Here is a 17019-nt window from a genome sequence, read left to right on the forward strand (position 1 = left end):
GGTGAAAAAGCCTTTCGCCGCCACCTGTAACGCTGCCCGGGGCCCACCCGGTCATCCAGGTGTCAGGGGAGAACGAGCGAGGGGGCCGGGCAGGATGCGACCGGGCGATCAGGAACAGGCGGCCGGCGGCCGGGGGCGGCGGGACGAGGACTTCCAGGCCTTCGCGGCCGCCCGCGCCAGACCGCTCTACCGGTCGGCCTGCCTGCTCACCGGCGGGGACACCCACCTCGCCGAGGACCTGGTGCAGGAGGCGCTCGGGCGGATCTACGCCCAGTGGCACCGCACCTCCTGGTTCGGGGGCAGGCGCCGGATCGACAACCCGGCGGGGTACGCCCACACCGTGCTGGTACGGGTCTTCCTCTCGCACCGCGGCCGCCGCTCCAGCGGCGAGCGGCCGGTCGACGCCGTGCCGGACGGCGCGGCCCCGCAGGGCGACCCGGAGCTGCGGCTGGCCCTGGTGGACGCGCTCGGCCGGCTCGCGCCGCGCGACCGGGCGGTGCTGGTCCTGCGCTACTGGGAGGACCGCAGCGTCGAGGAGACCGCGGCGGTCCTGCACCTCAGCCCGGGCGCCGTCCGGACCCAGTCCTTCCGCGCGCTCGGCCGGATCCGCGCGCTGCTCGGCGGCAGCCTCGACGAGCTGGCCGGGCGCTGAGGCCGGCGCGTCACTTCACTTCAACTCATGCGGTAGAGAGGTTGGTTCAGCATGTCCGCAGAGCACGACGGGCCCGACGAGCGGTTCGAGCAGGCCTTCACCGAGGCCCTCGGCCGGGCCGGCGGGGCCTACGACACCGACAGCACCCGGCTGGTCGACACCGGCTGGTCGTACGGCCGCCGGCTTCGCCGCCGGCGGCGGGCCGGAGTCCTCGGGGGCGCCGCCGCCCTGGCCCTGATCGGAGTGGGCGCGGCCGGTGTCGGCAACCTGCTGCCCGGGTCGGGGCCGGTGCCGATGGGCCCGGCGTCCTCCGGCACGGGCTCCTCCGGAGCGGCGGTGGGCCCGCCGATCTCCGGCCCGGAGTTCCAGCGGATGCTCACCGAACTGCTTCCGCCGGGGACGGTGACGGTGGGCGAGGCACGGGGGACCGAGAACGACATCCCGCAGCTGCGGCTGGTCCTGGACGACGGGAACGGCCCGGTGCAGTACCTGTTCTGGATCATGCGCAACGGCGTCGAGCCCGGCTGCCTGGGCCCGCTTCCGGGCGACGCCTGCAGTGAGACCGACCTCCCGGACGGCGAGCACCTGACCCTCTACCAGGCCGGGACGCGTCCCGGCGAGCCGGCCGGCTCCAAGACCTGGTCCGCCACGCTGACCGGGGCCGGGTACGAGCTGATGCTCCAGGAGTGGAACCGCAAGCCGCTGGACCAGGGCACGCCGATCACCCGCACCGACCCGCCGCTGACGCCGGACCAGCTCGGCGCGGTGGTGAAGGACCCGCGCTGGAAGAAGGTCGTGGCGGCCATCCCGGAGGACCCGCGGGCGGGGAAGCCCACCGCGCGCCCGGAGCCGGGAACGACGCGGCTCACCGTTCCGTCGCCCGTGCCGACCGGCCTGACCACCCTGCCGACCCGCCCGGACCCCGGGTCCTCCGGCTCGGCGCCCCTGGCCCCCGCCCCGGGGGCCACCATCACCGACGGGCCGAGCGCGGTGCTCACCGGCCCGGCCACCCTGCCGGGCTTCCCGCCCCCCGGCAGCTGAGCGCCGCTCAGGCGGTCGGCCGGTTGCGCTCGTACACCAGGCGCAGCCCGATCAGGGTCAGCCAGGGCTCGTGCACGTCGATGGTGGTGGCCTCGCCGAGGACCAGGGAGGCGAGACCGCCGGTGGCGATCACCTGGACGTCGTCCGGGTCCTTCGCGAGCTCCCGGGCCATCCGCTCGACCAGGCCGTCGACCTGGCCGGCGAAGCCGTAGAGGATGCCGGACTGCATGCCCTCGACGGTGTTCTTGCCGATCACGTTGCGCGGACGGGCCAGCTCGATCTTGCGCAGCTGGGCGCCGCGCACGCCGAGCGCCTCGACCGAGATCTCGATGCCGGGGGCGATCGCGCCCCCGACGTAGTCGCCGCGCGCGTTGACGGCGTCGAAGGTGGTCGCGGTGCCGAAGTCGACCACGATGCACGGGCCGCCGTACAGGTGGTTGGCGGCCAGCGCGTTGACGATCCGGTCCGCGCCGACCTCCTTGGGGTTGTCCATCAGGACGTGCACCCCGGTCTTCACGCCGGGCTCCACGATCACCGCGGGGACGTCGCCGTAGTAGCGGCGGGTCACCTCGCGGAGCTCGTGGAGCACGGCGGGGACGGACGAACAGATCGCCAGGCCCTCCACCGCGGCCTCCCGGACCGCGGTGTGGTTGCCCATCAACCCTTGCAGCAGCACCGCCAGTTCATCGGCCGTGCGGCGCGGATCCGTGGAGATCCGCCAGTGTTCCACCACGTCCTCGCCGTCGAACAGGCCGAGTGTGGTCTGGGTGTTGCCGACGTCGATGGTGAGGAGCACGGGGACGCTTTCTGCGAGGCGGGACAGGTCTGTTCTCGACCTGACGGTCAGGCGCGCAGGTCCAGGCCGATGTCCAGGATCGGCGAGGAGTGGGTGAGCGCGCCCACGGCCAGGTAGTCGACACCAGTCTGGGCGACCTCGCGCGCGGTGGCCAGGGTCAGTCCGCCGGAGGCCTCCAGCTTCGCCCGGCCGGCCACCAGCGCGACGGCCTCCTTCAGCTGCCCGACGGTGAAGTTGTCCAGCAGGATCAGGTCCGCGCCGGCCTCCAGCACCGGCGGGATCTGCTCCAGGGTGTCCACCTCGACCTCGACCGGCAGCTCCGGGTACGCGGCCCGGACGGCCCGGAAGGCCTCGGCCACGCCGCCGGCCGCGATCACGTGGTTGTCCTTCACCAGCGCGGCGTCCGAGAGCGCCATCCGGTGGTTGGCGCCGCCGCCGCAGCGCACCGCGAACTTCTCCAGCGCGCGCAGGCCCGGGGTGGTCTTGCGGGTGTCCCGGACCACCACGGCGGTGCCCTCCAGGGCGTCCGCCCAGGCGCGGGTCGCGGTGGCGATGCCGGACAGGTGGCAGAGCAGGTTGAGCGCGCTGCGCTCGGCGGTCAGCAGGTCGCGGGTGCGCGAGCGCACCGAGAGCAGCACCTGGCCGGCCTCCACCCGGTCGCCGTCCTCGACGTGCCGCTCGACCTCGAACTCCTCCTCGCAGACCAGCGAGACGACCGCCTCGGCGACCCGCAGGCCGGCCACCACGCCGGCCTGGCGGGCGGTGAAGTCGGCGGTGGCGACGGACTCGGCGGGCACGGTCGCCACCGAGGTGACGTCCTCGCCGCCGGCCAGGTCCTCGGCCAGCGCCAGGGTGGCGATGTCCTCGACCTCGACCGGGTCCAGCCCGGCCTGCTCCAGCAGCTCGGCCAGCTGCGGGTCCAGGCCGGTCTCATAGCCCTCGCCGTCCCCGCAGGCGCAGCCGTCGCCGCAGCCGCCGGCCATCGGGAGTTCCTCGTGGGAGTGGGTCATGGTTCTACTGCTCCTCAGGGGTGCTGACCGGGCCGCCGGTGGCGGCGAGGGTGGTGATCAGATGGCGCCGCCAGTGGGCGTCGTCGCGCTCGGGGAAGTCCTCGCGCCAGTGGCAGCCGCGGGTCTCCGCGCGCTGCTCGGCGGCCGCGACCAGGGCGGTGGCGACCAGCAGCAGGTTGGCGGCCTCCCAGGTCTCCACCCGGGGGTCGGCCGGCTTCTCCTCGGCCACGTGCGCGTAGGCCTGCTCGGCGATCAGGCCGAGCCCGGCCGCGGTGCCGGCCATCGAGGCGGCCGAGCGCAGCACGCCCGCGCCGCGCGACATCAGCCGCTGGATCTCGGCGCGCGCCTCGGAGGCGGGTAGCGGGACCGCGTGCGCGGACCGGGCGGCCTCGATGTCCACGGTGCGCTCGGGCAGTTCGCCGGCCCGGTGCCGCTCGGCGAGGTCCGCGGCGATCCGCTCGGCGAAGACCAGGCCCTCCAGCAGCGAGTTGGAGGCCAGCCGGTTGGCGCCGTGCACCCCGGTGCAGGCGACCTCGCCGCAGGCGTACAGGCCGGGGACGCTGGTGCGGCCGCGCGGGTCGGTGCGCACGCCGCCGGAGGCGTAGTGCGCGGCCGGGGCGACCGGGATCGGCTCGGTGACCGGGTCGATGCCGTGCGCGCGGCAGGAGGCCAGGATGGTCGGGAAGCGCCGCTCCCACATCTCGGCGCCGAAGTGCCGCCCGTCCAGGAGCATGTGGTCGGCGCCCTTTTCCTGCATGCGCCGGGTGATCGCCTTGGCGACGATGTCGCGCGGGGCCAGTTCGGCCAGCTCGTGCTGCCCGACCATGAAGCGGACACCGTCCGCGTCCACCAGGTGGGCGCCCTCGCCGCGCACGGCCTCGGAGACCAGCGGCTGCTGGCCCTCGGCCTCCGGGCCGAGCCAGAGCACGGTCGGGTGGAACTGGACGAACTCCAGGTCGGTGACGGCGGCGCCGGCCCGCAGCGCGAGCGCCACGCCGTCGCCGGTGGAGACCGCCGGGTTGGTGGTGGCCGAGAAGACCTGGCCCATGCCGCCGGTGGCGAGCACCACCGCGCGGGCCCGGACGGCGCCGACGCCGTCGCGCGCGCCCTCGCCCATCACGTGCAGGGTGAGCCCGGCGGCGTGGCCCCCGGCGTCGGTCAGCAGGTCGAGCACGAGCGCGTGCTCGATCAGCTCGATCTCGGCGTCGGTGCGGACGGCGGCGACCAGGGCGCGCGATATCTCGGCGCCGGTGGCGTCCCCGCCGGCGTGCGCGATCCGGTTCCGGTGGTGGCCGCCCTCGCGGGTCAGCAGGACGTGGCCGTCCTCGCCGCGGTCGAAGGCGGCGCCGGTGGCGATCAGCCGGCGGACGGCGTCCGGGCCCTCGGTGACCAGGGTGCGCACGGCCTCCTCGTCGCAGAGCCCGGCGCCGGCCACCAGGGTGTCGTCCAGGTGCTGCCCGGGGGTGTCCCCCTCGCCCAGGGCGGCCGCGATGCCGCCCTGGGCCCAGCGGGTGGAGCCGTCGTCCAGCATCGCCTTGGTGACCACCATGACCCGCAGGCCGGCCTGGCGGGCGTTGAGCGCGACGGTGAGGCCGGCGACCCCGGATCCGACCACGACCACGTCGGTGGTGGCGGTCCAGCCGGGGGCCGGGGCGGTGAGGCGGTGCGTGGACATGGGTGGGTGGCTCCTTCAGCGCGAGGCGGCGTCGGCCGCGCCGTTGCCGTCACCGTACGCCTTGTCCCCCCGGAGCAGTCCGGTGCCCTCCTGGGCCTCGGCCGGGTCCCCGCCCAGGCCGGTGATCCGGTTCCGCTCGTCCACGAAGACGATCTTCGGCTCGTAGCCCTTGGCCTCGGCCGTGTCCATCTGCCCGTAGGCGATGAGTATGACGAGGTCGCCGGGGTGGACCAGGCGGGCGGCGGCGCCGTTGATGCCGATCACGCCGGAGCCGCGCGGGCCGGCGATGGTGTAGGTCTCCAGCCGGGCGCCGTTGTTGATGTCGACGATGTGGACCAGCTCGCCGGGGAGCAGGTCGGCGGCGTCGAGCAGGTCCTCGTCCACCGTGACGGATCCCACGTAGTGCAGGTCGGCCTGGGTCACGGTGGCCCGGTGGATCTTGGACTTGAGCATGGTGCGGAGCATTGCGGGTCACGCCTCCTGTGAGTGCATGCCGGAAGGGGGTGTCGCCGGGGGGCCGGCGAACGGTGGAGCGAGCCAGCGAACCGGCGAGCCGGCACGCCAGCGAACCGGCGAGCCGACGAGCCGGCGAACTAGCGAACCGGCGAACCGGCGAACCGGCGAACTAGCGAACGATGATGCGGACGTTGTCGATCAGGCGGGTCGGGCCCACCTTCGCGGCGACGGCCAGCACCGCCTCGCCCTGGAAGTCGTCCGCCGCCTCCGAGAAGTCGTGCGGGTCGATCAGGGCGAGGTAGTCCAGGGTGACGCCCTCGGCGCCGTCCAGGGCGGCCGAGGCGGCCTCGCGGACGGCCTTCGGACCCTGCGCGGCGGCGTCCCGGCCGGCGAACAGGGCCTTGGACAGGGCGAGCGCCTGCGCGCGCTCCTGCTCCGAGAGGTAGCGGTTGCGCGAGGACAGCGCCAGGCCGTCCTCCTCGCGGATCGTCGGCACGCCGACGATCTCGACGTCGAAGTCCAGGTCGGCGACCATCCGCTGGATGATCGCCAGCTGCTGGGCGTCCTTCTCGCCGAAGAAGGCGAAGTCAGGGTCGGTGATGTGCAGCAGCTTGGCGACCACGGTCAGCACGCCGTCGAAGTGGCCGGGCCGGGTGGCGCCCTCGTAGCGCTCGCCCATCGGGCCGGCCACCAGGCGCACCTGCGGCTCGCCGTTCGGGTAGACCTCGTCGACGGACGGCGCGAAGACCACGTCGGCGCCGTTCTCCTCGGCCAGCCGCACGTCCTCGTCGAGGGTGCGCGGGTAGCGCTCCAGGTCCTCGCCGGCGCCGAACTGCAGCGGGTTGACGAAGACCGTCACCGCGACCCGGCCCTCCCGGCCGACCTGCTTGCGGGCGGCCCGGATCAGCGCGGCGTGGCCCTCGTGCAGCGCGCCCATGGTCATCACGACGGCGTTGTCCACCGGCTGCTCGTCCGGCCAGAACGCGGCCTCGAATTCGTCCACGGTGCGGGTGACGACGGCCCGGTGGACCTTCGGCGTCCGCTGGGGCTTGTTCGACTGCTTACCGCGTGCCATCTAGCGCTTCTCCTCGTTCAGTACGTCCAGCAGCGCCGCCGCCGACGTTTCGTCGATCGTCCCGTTGGCGAGCGCCCGCTGCGCGCTGGCGCGGGCCATCGCCCGGTAGGCCGCCGGGATGTCCGGGGACACCGTACTGAGCTGCGCCAGGTGGCGCCGCACGGTGCCCGCGTCGCCCCGGGCGACCGGGCCGGTGAGGGCCGCGTCGCCGGAGCGCAGGCTGTTGTCCAGGGCGGCGCCCAGCAGCGGGCCGAGCATCCGGCCGGGCTCGGCGACGCCGGCCGCGCGCAGCAGCTCCATCGCCTGCGCGACCAGGGTGACCAGGTGGTTCGAGCCGTGGGCGAGGGCGGTGTGGTAGAGCGGGCGGACCTCCTCGGGCACCCACTCGGGCTCGCCGCCCATCTCCACCACCAGCGCCTCGGCGACCGGCCGCAGCTCCTCGGGGGCGGTCACGCCGAACGGGCAGCCGGCCAGCCGGGCCAGGTCCACCGAGGTGCCGGTGAAGGTCATCGCCGGGTGCAGGGCCAGCGGCAGCGCCCCGGCCCGGGTGGCGGGCTCCAGGACGGCGACGCCGTGCGCGCCAGAGGTGTGCACGACCAGCTGGCCGGGGCGGATCGCGCCGGTGGCGGCCAACCCGGTCACCAGGTCGGCCAGCGCGTCGTCCGGAACCGTCAGCAGCACCAGGTCGGCGGCGGCCAGCACCTGCGGCGGGGTGACGATCCGCACGCCCGGCAGCAGCGCCTCGGCGCGGCGGCGGGAGGTGGCGGACACCCCGGAGGCGGCGACCACGGTGTGACCGGCGAGCTGCAGCGCGGCGCCCAGCGCGGGACCGACCCGGCCGGTGCCGACCACGCCGACGGCCAGCCGGGCCGGACGGTTGCCGGGGTCACCGGGATCACCGAAGGCCTGGTCGCCGAGCGGGGCGAACTCGCTGAAGTCGGACGAACCCATGTCCACCCTTGTCCTGAATGACCGTTCCAGTCCTCGACGGGTACCGGACGTACCGCCCCAGTGTACGGGCGCCGCCCCGGCCCGCCCGGCGGATCTCCGCCGGTCCGGACCGGACCGGCTTCAGTCCGTGGCCCCGGCCCGGATCAGCCCGGCCTCGTACGCCAGCACCACGGCCTGGACCCGGTCGCGCAGGCCCAGCTTGGCCAGGATCCGGCCGACGTGGGTCTTCACGGTCGCCTCGGAGAGCACCAGCCGGGCCGCGATCTCGCCGTTCGACAACCCCTGGGCGACCAGCAGGAACACCTCCCGCTCGCGCTCGGTCAGCGGGCCGAGGACGTCCGAGCCGGGCGCGCTCTGCGGGGTGGGCAGCACCTCGGCGAAGCGGTCGAGCATCCGGCGGGTGGTGGTCGGGGCGACCACCGCGTCCCCGCCGTGCACCGCGCGGATCGCGGCCACCAGTTCGGTGGGCGGGACGTCCTTGAGCAGGAAGCCGCTGGCGCCGGCCTTGAGCGCGGCGAAGGCGTACTCGTCCAGGTCGAAGGTGGTGAGGATGAGCACGTGCGGGGCGTTCGGCAGCGGGCTGCCGTCCTCGGCCAGGCAGATCCGGCGGGTCGCCTGCACGCCGTCCAGTCGCGGCATGCGGACGTCCATCAGGATCACGTCCACCTCGGTGCGCCGCAGCAGCTCCAGGGCCTGCGCGCCGTCACCCGCCTCGGCGGCGATCTCGATGTCGCCCTGCGACTGGAGGATCATCCGGAAGCCGGTGCGCAGCAGTTCCTGGTCGTCGACGAGCATCACGCGGATGGTCAAGGTGGACTCCTTGGAGGGGTGGACGGCGGACGGGGCTAGTGGGCCGCCTTGAGCGGCAGGACGGCGCGGATCCGGAAACCGCCGCCGGGGCGGGGGCCCACGTCGAGCCGGCCGCTGACCATGCCGACGCGCTCGCGCATGCCGATCAGGCCGTGGCCGAGGCCGTCCGCGCCGCCGGCGGCCAGCTGCTCGTCGGTGCTGCCCCGGCCGTCGTCCTCCACCAGGACGGCCAGCTCGCGCTCGCCGAAGTCGACCGCGACCCGGGCGTGCACGTCGGGGCCGCCGTGCTTGCGGACGTTGGTGAGCGCCTCCTGGACGATCCGGTAGACGGTCAGCTCGACGCCGCGCGGCAGCTCGCGCGGCTGCCCGGAGGTGGCGTAGTCGACGGCGAGCCCGGCCGTGCGGACCTGCTCCAGCAGCTCCGGCAGCTCCTCGACGCCCGGCTGCGGCACGTACTCCTCGGCCCTGGTGTCGGAGGTGCGCAGCACGCCCAGCAGACGGCGCATCTCCACCAGGGCCTGGCGGCCGGTGGAGGCGATCGTGCCGAGCGCCTCCTTCGCCTGCTGCGGGGAGTTGTCCAGGACGTACGCGGCGCCGTCGGCCTGGACGATCATCACCGACACGTTGTGCGCGACCACGTCGTGCAGCTCGCGGGCGATCCGGGCCCGCTCGGCGGCGACCGCCACCTTGGACTGGGCGTCCCGCTCGCGCTCCAGCCGGGCGGCGCGGTCCTCCAGCTCGGTCAGGTAGGCGCGGCGCACCCTGGTCAGCCGGCCCCAGGCCCAGCAGAGGATGAACGGCGTGCTCATCAGCAGCGTGATCAGCGCCGCCTCGCCGAAGGTGTACGGGCGGGTGTGGGCGTCGCCCGCCCGGTCGAAGATCGTCTTCACCGGCTTCATCTGCCAGAACACCAGCGGCCCGGCGGAGAGGCCGGCCGCCAGGGCCAGCCGGGAGGTCCACTTCTGGCCGAAGGCGGCGCCGGTGTAGGCGAAGACCAGGTAGGCGATCGAGGAGCCGCCCGGCGACACGTTCGCGACCACCTGGCCGACGCCGATGCCGGCCGCGGCGGCCACCGTGAAGTCGGGGTAGCGCCGCCGGAAGACCATCAGCAGCGGCAGCAGCACCGCGACCAGGATCGAGGCGTCGAAGCGCCAGCCCTCGTCGAGGTAGTTGTCGTTCGGCAGCAGGCCGAAGAACAGCACGAACGACGCCCAGGCGGCGTCGACCACCATGGGGTGACGGCGGAGCCAGGCGTTGAGTCGATGCACGTGTCCAGCGTAGGCAGTCGCTCCGTGTGCCCAGGTCCGCCGGTAGGGCGATCCGCCCTACTCCGTAGGTCGGAGAAGCACCTGATCCGATGGGGAGGGCCGCGTGATCCGATTGGGAGGGCCGCCTGATCCGATTGGGAGGGCCGCGGCGCGGCCGGGTAGCGTCGCGCCCCATGACTTGGATGCGGTGGGCGCCCGCCATGGAACAGGCCCTGTACGAGCCCGGGCGGGGCTTCTACCGCAGGCCGGAGGGCCCCGCCGGGCACTTCCGCACCTCCGTGCACGCCTCGCCGAGGTTCGCCCGTGCGGTGGCCCGGCTGCTGCTGGAGGTTGACGCGGCCCTCGGTCGTCCGGAGGAGCTGGCCCTGGTCGACGTGGGGGCCGGGCGGGGCGAACTGCTCACCGGCGTCCTGGCCGAGCTGCCCGCCGAGGTGCTGGCGCGGCTGCGCCCGTACGGCGTGGAGATCGCCGGGCGCCCGGCCGGCCTGCCGTCCACAGCCCTGTGGACGGACGAGCCGCCGCGCGGGGTGACCGGGCTGCTGTTCGCCAACGAGTGGCTGGACAACGTCCCGCTGGACGCCGGCGAGGTCGACGGGGACGGGGTGCTGCGCTACGTCGAGGTGGACACCGCGACGGGGGAGCAGCGGCTCGGCGAGCCGGTGTCGGAGGCCGACGCGGCCTGGGCCGCCCGCTGGTGGCCGGCCGCGGAGCCCGGCGAGGTGGTGGAGTTCGGCGGCCCCCGGGACACCGCCTGGGCACTGGCCGTGGCCGGGCTGGAGCGCGGCCTGGCCGTCGCCGTCGACTACGGGCACACCGCCGGGCGGCGGCCGCCGTTCGGCACCTTCACCGGCTTCCGCGACGGCCGGGAGGTGGCCCCGGTGCCGGACGGCTCCTGCGACGTCACCGCGCACGTCGCGCTGGACTCCGTCGCCGCGCCCGCCCTCCACAGCCTGTGGACAACCCAGCGCGAGGCACTGCGCGCGCTCGGCGTGAGCGGCGAGCGCCCGGCGCTCGCGCTGGCCACCAGCGACCCGGCCGGCTACCTGCGGGCGCTGAGCGGGGCCGGGGAGGGGGCCGAACTGACCGACCCGGGCGGGCTGGGCGGGTTCGGGTGGCTGGTCCAGGCCGTCCGCATGTCGGAACCTGCGAGCCTCGCGGCCCTGCCGGGATGGCAGACTCTGGGGGCATGAGGGAGACCACGGTCGGCATCGGGGCGGGAGCCGAGAACTTCACCGGCGCGGCGGGCACCACCGACATGGTGCTCAACATCGGCCCGCAGCACCCGGCCACCCACGGCGTGCTGCGACTGCGGATGCTGCTCGACGGCGAGCGCATCGTGAGCGCCGAGCCGGTGATCGGCTACATGCACCGGGGCGCCGAGAAGCTGTTCGAGGCCCGCGACTACCGGCAGATCATCATGCTGGCCAACCGGCACGACTGGCTCTCCGCCTTCTCCAACGAACTCGGCGTCGTCATGGCCGTCGAGCGGATGCTCGGCATGGAGGTCCCCGAGCGGGCGGTGTGGATCCGCACCCTGCTCGCCGAGCTCAACCGGGTGCTCAACCACCTGATGTTCCTCGGCTCCTACCCGCTGGAGCTGGGCGGGATCACCCCGGTCTTCCACGCCTTCAACGGCCGCGAGGACCTCCAGCACGTGCTGGAGGAGGCCTCCGGCGGCCGGATGCACTACATGTTCAACCGGGTCGGCGGCCTCAAGGAGGACCTGCCGGCCGGCTGGCTCGGCCGGGTCCGCGCCGCCGTCGCCACCGTGCGCTCGCAGCTGCCGGTCTTCGAGGACCTCGTCCTCGGCAACGAGATCTTCCGCGCCCGCACCGCCGGCGTCGGCGTCCTCACCCGGGCGCAGGCCGAGGCGTACGGCGTCAGCGGGCCGATCGCCCGGGCCAGCGGCCTCGACCTCGACCTGCGCCGCGACGAGCCGTACCTCGCGTACGGCTCCGAGGAACTGCGGCAGGTGCTCACCGTCGTCACCCGGGAGGAAGGCGACTGCCTGGCCCGCTTCGAGTGCCTGCTGGAGCAGACCCTCAACTCGCTGGACCTCGCCGACGCCTGCCTCGACAAGCTCGCCACGCTGCCGCCCGGCCCGGTCAACCAGCGGCTGCCCAAGGTGCTCAAGGCACCCGAGGGCAGCACCTACGCGTGGACCGAGAACCCGCTCGGGATCAACGGCTACTACCTGGTCTCGCGCGGCGACAAGACGCCGTGGCGGCTCAAGCTGCGCTCGGCGTCGTTCAACAACATCCAGGCGCTGACCGAGCTGCTGCCGGGGACGCTGGTCGCGGACATGGTGGCGATCCTGGGGTCGATGTTCTTCGTGGTCGGGGACATCGACAAGTAGGCCGGGACGGGCGCGTGGACCTGCGGCGCCCGGGCCCTTGCCGGTTACCGGCTACCGGTACCGGCGTTCGGACCGGTACCGGCGTTCGGACCGGTACCGGCGTGTGGACCGGTACCGGTGCGTGGGGCCGGTCAGTCCTTCTTGCCGGCCTTCTTGACCGGGTCCGCCGGGTGCGGGGCCACCTTGCGGTCGCCCTTGGTGGCGATCCGCTCCTCGCACAGCCGGGCCAGCACCTCGTACGCCTTCCGTCCCATCAGCTCGGTGAGCTCGGGGCGGTAGCTGACGTACACCGGCTCCGCGCCCTGGTGGGCCGCCGGGGCGCCGGTGCACCACCAGTGCAGGTCGTGGCCGCCCGGGCCCCAGCCGCGGCGGTCGTACTCGCCGATCGAGACCTGGAGGTAGCGGGTGTCGTCCGGGCGGTCGATCCAGTCGTAGGTACGGCGGATCGGCAGCTGCCAGCAGACGTCCGGCTTGGTCTCCAGCGGCTCGCGGCCCTCCTTGAGCGCGAGCGCGTGCAGGGCGCAGCCGGCGCCACCGGCGAAGTCCGGGCTGTTCACGAAGATGCAGGCGCCGTTGACCCGGCGGGTCTGGCGGTCGCCGTCCTCGTCGAGCATGGTGATGCCGCCGTCGGACCTGAGTCGGCCCTTGGCGTCGGTGCCCTCGGCGAAGTTCTGCCACAGCTCGGGGGTCAGCCGGGCCGCGTGCCCGAGGACGCGCTTCTCGTCGTCCTCGTCCGAGTAGTGCGCGCCCAGCGTGCAGCAGCCGTCCGACTCGCCGCGGCCCTCGCGGATGCCGTGGCAGCCCTGGCCGAAGACGCAGGACCAGCGGGAGGTCAGCCAGGTGAGGTCGCAGCGGAAGACCTGCTCCTCGTCCGCGGGGTCGGCGAACTCGACCCAGGCGCGGGGGAAGTCGAGCGGGACCTCGTCGCGCGGGATCTCGCGCCGCAGAGTCGGCATCGCGAGGTCGACGGGGGCGGGGGAGGCCTTGGGCTTCGCCTTGGCCTTCTTCTTGGACGTTTCTGCTGGTGCCACCCGGCAAGGGTAGAGCTTTCGGTGGCGGGGGCGCGTTGGCGGACCGGTGACCGGGTGCGTCGCCGCGCCCGCCAGGGTCCGGGCCGCCGACCGCCGGGCCGCCCGGGGTGCCGCTCGCGCCCGACCCGACGCCGCTGCCGAACGGCGCCGCCACGTTCACGGGCGCGACGCTTCCGACGGGCTGGTGCCCGCCGTACCCGCCGCCATACCCGCCGCCGTATGCCGGGGTCCCGAACTGCCCGGGCACCGCGACCGGCCGGACCGTCGGCGGAGCCTCCGGCGACGGTCCGTACCCGGGGCCACCCGCGGAGGGCGCGGCGACGGGGCACGTGGCGGGGTCGATGGTGGGGCACGAGCTGCCCGGTGGTGGTGGACCCGACCGTGGTGAAGGCGGGGTGAAGAGGTCCGCCGGGCCCTGCGGGCGGGCCCGGCGGCGTGCCTAGGATGGCGGCCGGTCCGCCACGGGGCCGCTACGGGGAGGTACGGGGATGGCAGGCGGCAGTACCGGGGCGTCCGGCCGCGCGGGCGGGAAGGCGGGCGGGGAGTTCGTCCTCAAGCCGTGGGAACTAAACGGCGAGGCAAGGGAGTTCGAGAAGCTCGGCGGCGAGCTGGCGAAGGCCGTCACCGCCCTGGAGCAGGGCCTCGCCGCGCTCGGCACCCCCTGGGGGACCGACCAGCCGGGCAGTGGATTCGCCACCGTGTACGGGCAGGCGCGCGGCGAACTCGTCGGCGGGCTGCGGGGGTTGGCCGGGCGGGTGACCGGGGTCGGGGCCGGGCTGCGCATCATGGCCGCGCGGACGGCCGACGCGGACAACTCGGCGGCGAGCGGGTTCGGGGCGACGGCGGTGCCTGCGGTGCCTGGGGTGCCTGCGGGCCCGAGGGTGTCGGGGGTGCCTGGGGGCCCGGAGGTGCCGGGAGTGTCGGGGACCTCGGCGGGGACAACCGCCGTGTACCCGACGGCGCCGGGGGCAACCCCGGGGGCGGCTCCCGCCGTCCCCAAGGACATGCCGGTCTGACGGACCCGGCTCGAAGGGGGAAGCGCGTGTCCCGGAAACTGCCCGAGGAACTGGTCCCGGTACTGGCCCGGACCGGCCAGCAGTGGCCGCAGGCCGACGAGGAGGGCCTGCGCAAGGCCGCCGGCGTCTGGCGCGAGTTCGGCAAGGAGGCCGACCGGCTCACCCGCCGCTGCGGCGAGTCCGTCCGGCGGGTCACCGCCGACAACTCCGGTCACGCGGTCGAGGCCTTCGACACGTACTGGCAGGGCTTCAGCGGCGGCGGCAAGGGCCACCTGGACGACGCGCACAGCGCGGTCGGACTGGTCGCCGGGGCCTTCGACACGGCCGCACGGGCCGTGGACACCTGCAAGGCCGAGATCATCGCGACCCTGCAGCAGCTCGCCGCCGACCTCCGGCAGGCCGAGCAGCAGGCGGCCGAGGCCAAGCGAGCGGCCGCCGAGGTCGCCGCGGCGACCGACGGCGACCCGGCGAGGAGCGGGGTGGTCGGCGGACTGCGGAAGGCCGTCGGCGGCCTCGCGTCCGAGGTGGGGAACGCCGCCACCGAGCAGGTCGCGGCGGGCGTGGCGGCCGTCGCCGTCGAGGCCGCCGGGCTGAAGATCGGCGGACTGCTCGCCGAGCTCGGCCGCGCCATGAAGGACGCCCTGTCCGGCGTGCTCCTTGAGCCGGCCGCCGTCGCCCTGCTGAAGCTCGGCACCGCGCAGGGGACGGGGATCACCGCCGCCTCGTACCGCGGCGGCGCGTTCGACCCGCTCGCCGCCGGACTGCCCGCCGCCCTCGGTGAACCGGGCGTCCTCGGGGCGGACGGCTCCGGGCTGGTCCTGCTCTCCGGCAAGGACGGCACGCCGCTGGTCGGTGTGCCCGGGCTGACGGTCAAGGTGGACGAGCACGGCAAGCCCGTCCTCGGCCGGGACGGGCAGCCGGTCATCCTCCGCGCCGACGGCACACCGGTGGCCGACGCCACCGGGCTGCTGGTCGTCCCCGGGCCGGACGGCAAGCCGGTCGTCGGGGTGGCGGACCTGGCCGTCCGGCTGGACGAGCACGGGCAGCCGGTGCTCACCGACGAGAACGGCAAGGCGGTCCGCGGGGTGCCGCTCGCCGGGCTGACGCCGGGGGCGGACGGGCCCGGCGGCGAGAAGCCGGGGGCGGACAAGCCCGGCGGCGACCATCCGGGTGGAGACCAGCCGGGCGGGCCGGCGGACCCGAAGGTGCCGGGCGCGGTGACGGTGGCCTCGGTCGCGGTGGCGGATCCGGGGGCGGTCGTGGGTGGGCCGGACGTGGCGGTCGCGGCGAGCGCACCGGCGGGCGGCGGGTTCGCGGCCGGGGGCTCGCCGGGGCAGCACCGGGCGACGGGTGGCGGTGGTGGCGGCGGTGGTGACTGGACGCCACCGGCGCCGTCCGTGGCCGCGCCGGTCCGGCAGGGCGCCGGATCAGCGGTCCGCTCGGACGGGGACTACCCGCTCCAGGCGCCCGCGGCCTCCTCGCATGGCGGCGGAGGAGGCGGAGCGGGCGGCGGTGGCGGCGGTGGCGGCGGGCCGGTGACCGTGCGGACGGACTCGGTGAGCGCGCCGGCCGCGCCGGCCACCGCGCCCGTCACAGCGCCCTCCGCGGGTGGCCCCGGGTACGGACCGACGCCGGACGCTCCGCCGACGGTCCGGCCGGTCGCGGTGCCCGGGCAGTTCGGGACCCCGGCGTACGGCGGCGGGTACGGCGGGCACCAGCCTGTCGGCACCGTCGGGCCCGGGCCGCTGGCGGGCGCCGTCGGCGGGCCCGTGAACGTGGCGGCGCCGTTCGGCAGCGGCGTCGGGGCGGGCGCGAGCGGCACCCCGGGCGGCGTGGTGGGCGGCGGCCCGGCGGTCGGCGCACCGCAGCCCGGTACGTCCCAGCCCGGTACGCCCCAGCCCGGTACGTCGCAGCCCGGCGCGCCGGTGGCCCGGACCCCGGCAGGTGTGGCGCCGCACCCGGTCGTCGGACCGCCGCCCGCCCACGCCGCGCCGCCACCCCCGGCAGCGTCCCCGATCGTCGGGACCACCCCGGTGATCGGCCGGCCGGAAACCCACCCGGTGGAGGCCCGGCGGCGGGAGCACGCGGCGGGCGTCGCCGACCCCACCTTGGCCTGGGGCGCGGTCCCGGTCGCCACCGCCCACGCGATGGCGCTCCAACTCGCCCTGCGCGCACGGCGCGGAGCCCGGCCGGAGGAGCCGGAGGTCCGACCGCGCAGCATCGCCGACAGCCGACCGTACGGCCTGCCGGGCGGGCTCGCGCCGGTCGACCCGGAGCACCAGGCCGAAGTCGAACGCCGCGCGCCCCGGGACGAGGACGGCCTGCCCGCCCGTCACCCCGACCCGGCGGCCGGGGGCTGGGTGGAAGCCGTCAACGACGGCGGCTACCGCGAACCGGGCCGGGCCAACAACAGCCTGGAGATCGCCCTCTCGGCGGTCGAGACCTACACCGGCCGCCCGACCTGCGCGGCCCCGCGCATCCCCACCGAGGGCGACGCCGGCGAACGCGGCGGCCGGGACCGCGCCGAACGCGAACTCGGCGCCCCCTTCCGGGACCTGGGCGACGGCGTCCGCGCCTTCGACCGCCTCGCCGACGACCTCCGCCGCGCCGGCCACGGTTCCCAGGCGGTGCTCCTCACCCTCGACCCGTACGGTCGCTCGCACGCCTGGAACGCCGTCAACCATCGGGACACCGTCACCTACCTCGACCACCAACTCGCCCGCCAGGCCCCCACCCCCCTCCACCCCGCCACCCAGGGCCTCTGGGCCATCACCCTCACCCCCGAAGGCCGCCCCCTCACCCCCACCCCCTGACCCCGCCCGCCCCTCAACGCCGAACCGCGCACGGGAAGTCGGCCCCGCCGACTTCCCGCACCCCCCCCG

15 protein-coding genes are annotated in these 17019 nt (G+C 75.3%); 6 read left to right on the plus strand and 9 right to left on the minus strand.

The window, feature by feature from the left end:
* The first annotated feature begins 94 nt into the window (after positions 1-94).
* Both ACFWP2_RS03030 and ACFWP2_RS03035 read left to right on the plus strand, forming a co-directional pair.
* A complete protein-coding gene (locus ACFWP2_RS03030; RefSeq protein WP_380447691.1) occupies positions 95-652 on the plus strand; it encodes a SigE family RNA polymerase sigma factor in 558 nt (185 codons plus the stop codon).
* Between the two features lie 51 nt (positions 653-703).
* Positions 704-1693 (plus strand): hypothetical protein, encoded by a 990-nt coding sequence (locus tag ACFWP2_RS03035; protein WP_380447693.1) that lies wholly within the window; start codon positions 704-706, stop codon positions 1691-1693.
* A gap of 7 nt (positions 1694-1700) precedes the next feature.
* Here the strand turns inward: ACFWP2_RS03035 and ACFWP2_RS03040 are convergent, their stop codons facing one another.
* The 8 genes from ACFWP2_RS03040 to ACFWP2_RS03075 all read right to left on the minus strand — a co-directional run bounded on the left by ACFWP2_RS03040 (position 1701) and on the right by ACFWP2_RS03075 (position 9698).
* On the minus strand, positions 1701-2489 hold the full coding sequence (locus ACFWP2_RS03040) for a type III pantothenate kinase (RefSeq protein WP_380447695.1): 789 nt from the start codon (positions 2487-2489) through the stop codon (positions 1701-1703).
* A gap of 47 nt (positions 2490-2536) precedes the next feature.
* Complete coding sequence (gene nadC, locus ACFWP2_RS03045) at positions 2537-3499, minus strand: carboxylating nicotinate-nucleotide diphosphorylase (protein ID WP_380447697.1); 963 nt, start codon at positions 3497-3499, stop codon at positions 2537-2539.
* Positions 3500-3503: 4 nt separating this feature from the next.
* Complete coding sequence (locus ACFWP2_RS03050) at positions 3504-5174, minus strand: L-aspartate oxidase (protein WP_380447699.1); 1671 nt, start codon at positions 5172-5174, stop codon at positions 3504-3506.
* A 15-nt stretch (positions 5175-5189) separates the two neighbouring features.
* A complete protein-coding gene (gene panD / locus ACFWP2_RS03055; RefSeq protein WP_360352642.1) occupies positions 5190-5639 on the minus strand; it encodes an aspartate 1-decarboxylase in 450 nt (149 codons plus the stop codon).
* A gap of 160 nt (positions 5640-5799) precedes the next feature.
* The gene (gene panC, locus ACFWP2_RS03060; protein WP_380447701.1) at positions 5800-6705 is read right to left on the minus strand and encodes a pantoate--beta-alanine ligase; all 906 of its coding nucleotides are present in this window, start codon (positions 6703-6705) and stop codon (positions 5800-5802) included.
* Positions 6706-7656 carry a Rossmann-like and DUF2520 domain-containing protein gene (locus ACFWP2_RS03065; RefSeq protein ID WP_380447703.1) on the minus strand — a complete coding sequence of 317 codons (951 nt, stop codon included), beginning with the start codon at positions 7654-7656 and terminating at the stop codon, positions 6706-6708. It abuts the gene before it with no gap.
* A gap of 120 nt (positions 7657-7776) precedes the next feature.
* A complete protein-coding gene (locus ACFWP2_RS03070; RefSeq protein WP_360352637.1) occupies positions 7777-8466 on the minus strand; it encodes a response regulator transcription factor in 690 nt (229 codons plus the stop codon).
* Between the two features lie 35 nt (positions 8467-8501).
* Entirely contained in the window at positions 8502-9698 is a 1197-nt protein-coding gene (locus ACFWP2_RS03075) for a sensor histidine kinase (RefSeq protein ID WP_380448194.1), read from the minus strand.
* A 209-nt stretch (positions 9699-9907) separates the two neighbouring features.
* Between ACFWP2_RS03075 and ACFWP2_RS03080 the strand changes: the two genes are divergently transcribed.
* Together ACFWP2_RS03080 and ACFWP2_RS03085 are read left to right on the plus strand one after the other, a co-directional pair.
* Positions 9908-10924, plus strand: a complete 1017-nt coding sequence (locus ACFWP2_RS03080; RefSeq protein ID WP_380447705.1) for an SAM-dependent methyltransferase — start codon at positions 9908-9910, stop codon at positions 10922-10924.
* Positions 10921-12090 (plus strand): NADH-quinone oxidoreductase subunit D, encoded by a 1170-nt coding sequence (locus ACFWP2_RS03085; RefSeq protein WP_380447706.1) that lies wholly within the window; start codon positions 10921-10923, stop codon positions 12088-12090. The genes ACFWP2_RS03080 and ACFWP2_RS03085 overlap by 4 nt, the downstream gene beginning before the upstream one ends.
* A 131-nt stretch (positions 12091-12221) precedes the next feature.
* Here the strand turns inward: ACFWP2_RS03085 and ACFWP2_RS03090 are convergent, their stop codons facing one another.
* Positions 12222-13046, minus strand: coding sequence for a hypothetical protein (locus ACFWP2_RS03090; RefSeq protein ID WP_380448196.1), 825 nt, complete (start codon positions 13044-13046; stop codon positions 12222-12224).
* Between the two features lie 563 nt (positions 13047-13609).
* Between ACFWP2_RS03090 and ACFWP2_RS03095 the strand changes: the two genes are divergently transcribed.
* Both ACFWP2_RS03095 and ACFWP2_RS03100 read left to right on the plus strand, forming a co-directional pair.
* The gene (locus tag ACFWP2_RS03095) at positions 13610-14137 is read left to right on the plus strand and encodes a hypothetical protein (RefSeq protein WP_380447708.1); all 528 of its coding nucleotides are present in this window, start codon (positions 13610-13612) and stop codon (positions 14135-14137) included.
* Between the two features lie 26 nt (positions 14138-14163).
* Entirely contained in the window at positions 14164-16950 is a 2787-nt protein-coding gene (locus tag ACFWP2_RS03100) for a toxin glutamine deamidase domain-containing protein (RefSeq protein WP_380447710.1), read from the plus strand.
* Positions 16951-17019 lie beyond the last annotated feature (69 nt).

Source organism: Kitasatospora sp. NPDC058444 (genome assembly GCF_042721415.1).
In the GTDB taxonomy this organism is placed as follows: Bacteria; Actinomycetota; Actinomycetes; order Streptomycetales; family Streptomycetaceae; genus Kitasatospora.

What these genes read in the sequence shown, in the direction of transcription:
- ACFWP2_RS03030 (WP_380447691.1), top strand. Translation starts at nt 95, where the DNA reads ATGCGACCGGGCGATCAGGAACAGGCGGCCGGCGGCCGGGGGCGGCGG.
- ACFWP2_RS03035 (WP_380447693.1), top strand. Translation starts at nt 704, where the DNA reads ATGTCCGCAGAGCACGACGGGCCCGACGAGCGGTTCGAGCAGGCCTTC.
- nadC (WP_380447697.1), bottom strand. Translation starts at nt 3,499, where the DNA reads ATGACCCACTCCCACGAGGAACTCCCGATGGCCGGCGGCTGCGGCGAC.
- ACFWP2_RS03050 (WP_380447699.1), bottom strand. Translation starts at nt 5,174, where the DNA reads ATGTCCACGCACCGCCTCACCGCCCCGGCCCCCGGCTGGACCGCCACC.
- panD (WP_360352642.1), bottom strand. Translation starts at nt 5,639, where the DNA reads ATGCTCCGCACCATGCTCAAGTCCAAGATCCACCGGGCCACCGTGACC.
- panC (WP_380447701.1), bottom strand. Translation starts at nt 6,705, where the DNA reads ATGGCACGCGGTAAGCAGTCGAACAAGCCCCAGCGGACGCCGAAGGTC.
- ACFWP2_RS03065 (WP_380447703.1), bottom strand. Translation starts at nt 7,656, where the DNA reads ATGGGTTCGTCCGACTTCAGCGAGTTCGCCCCGCTCGGCGACCAGGCC.
- ACFWP2_RS03075 (WP_380448194.1), bottom strand. Translation starts at nt 9,698, where the DNA reads ATGGTGGTCGACGCCGCCTGGGCGTCGTTCGTGCTGTTCTTCGGCCTG.
- ACFWP2_RS03080 (WP_380447705.1), top strand. Translation starts at nt 9,908, where the DNA reads ATGACTTGGATGCGGTGGGCGCCCGCCATGGAACAGGCCCTGTACGAG.
- ACFWP2_RS03085 (WP_380447706.1), top strand. Translation starts at nt 10,921, where the DNA reads ATGAGGGAGACCACGGTCGGCATCGGGGCGGGAGCCGAGAACTTCACC.
- ACFWP2_RS03090 (WP_380448196.1), bottom strand. Translation starts at nt 13,046, where the DNA reads ATGCCGACTCTGCGGCGCGAGATCCCGCGCGACGAGGTCCCGCTCGAC.
- ACFWP2_RS03095 (WP_380447708.1), top strand. Translation starts at nt 13,610, where the DNA reads ATGGCAGGCGGCAGTACCGGGGCGTCCGGCCGCGCGGGCGGGAAGGCG.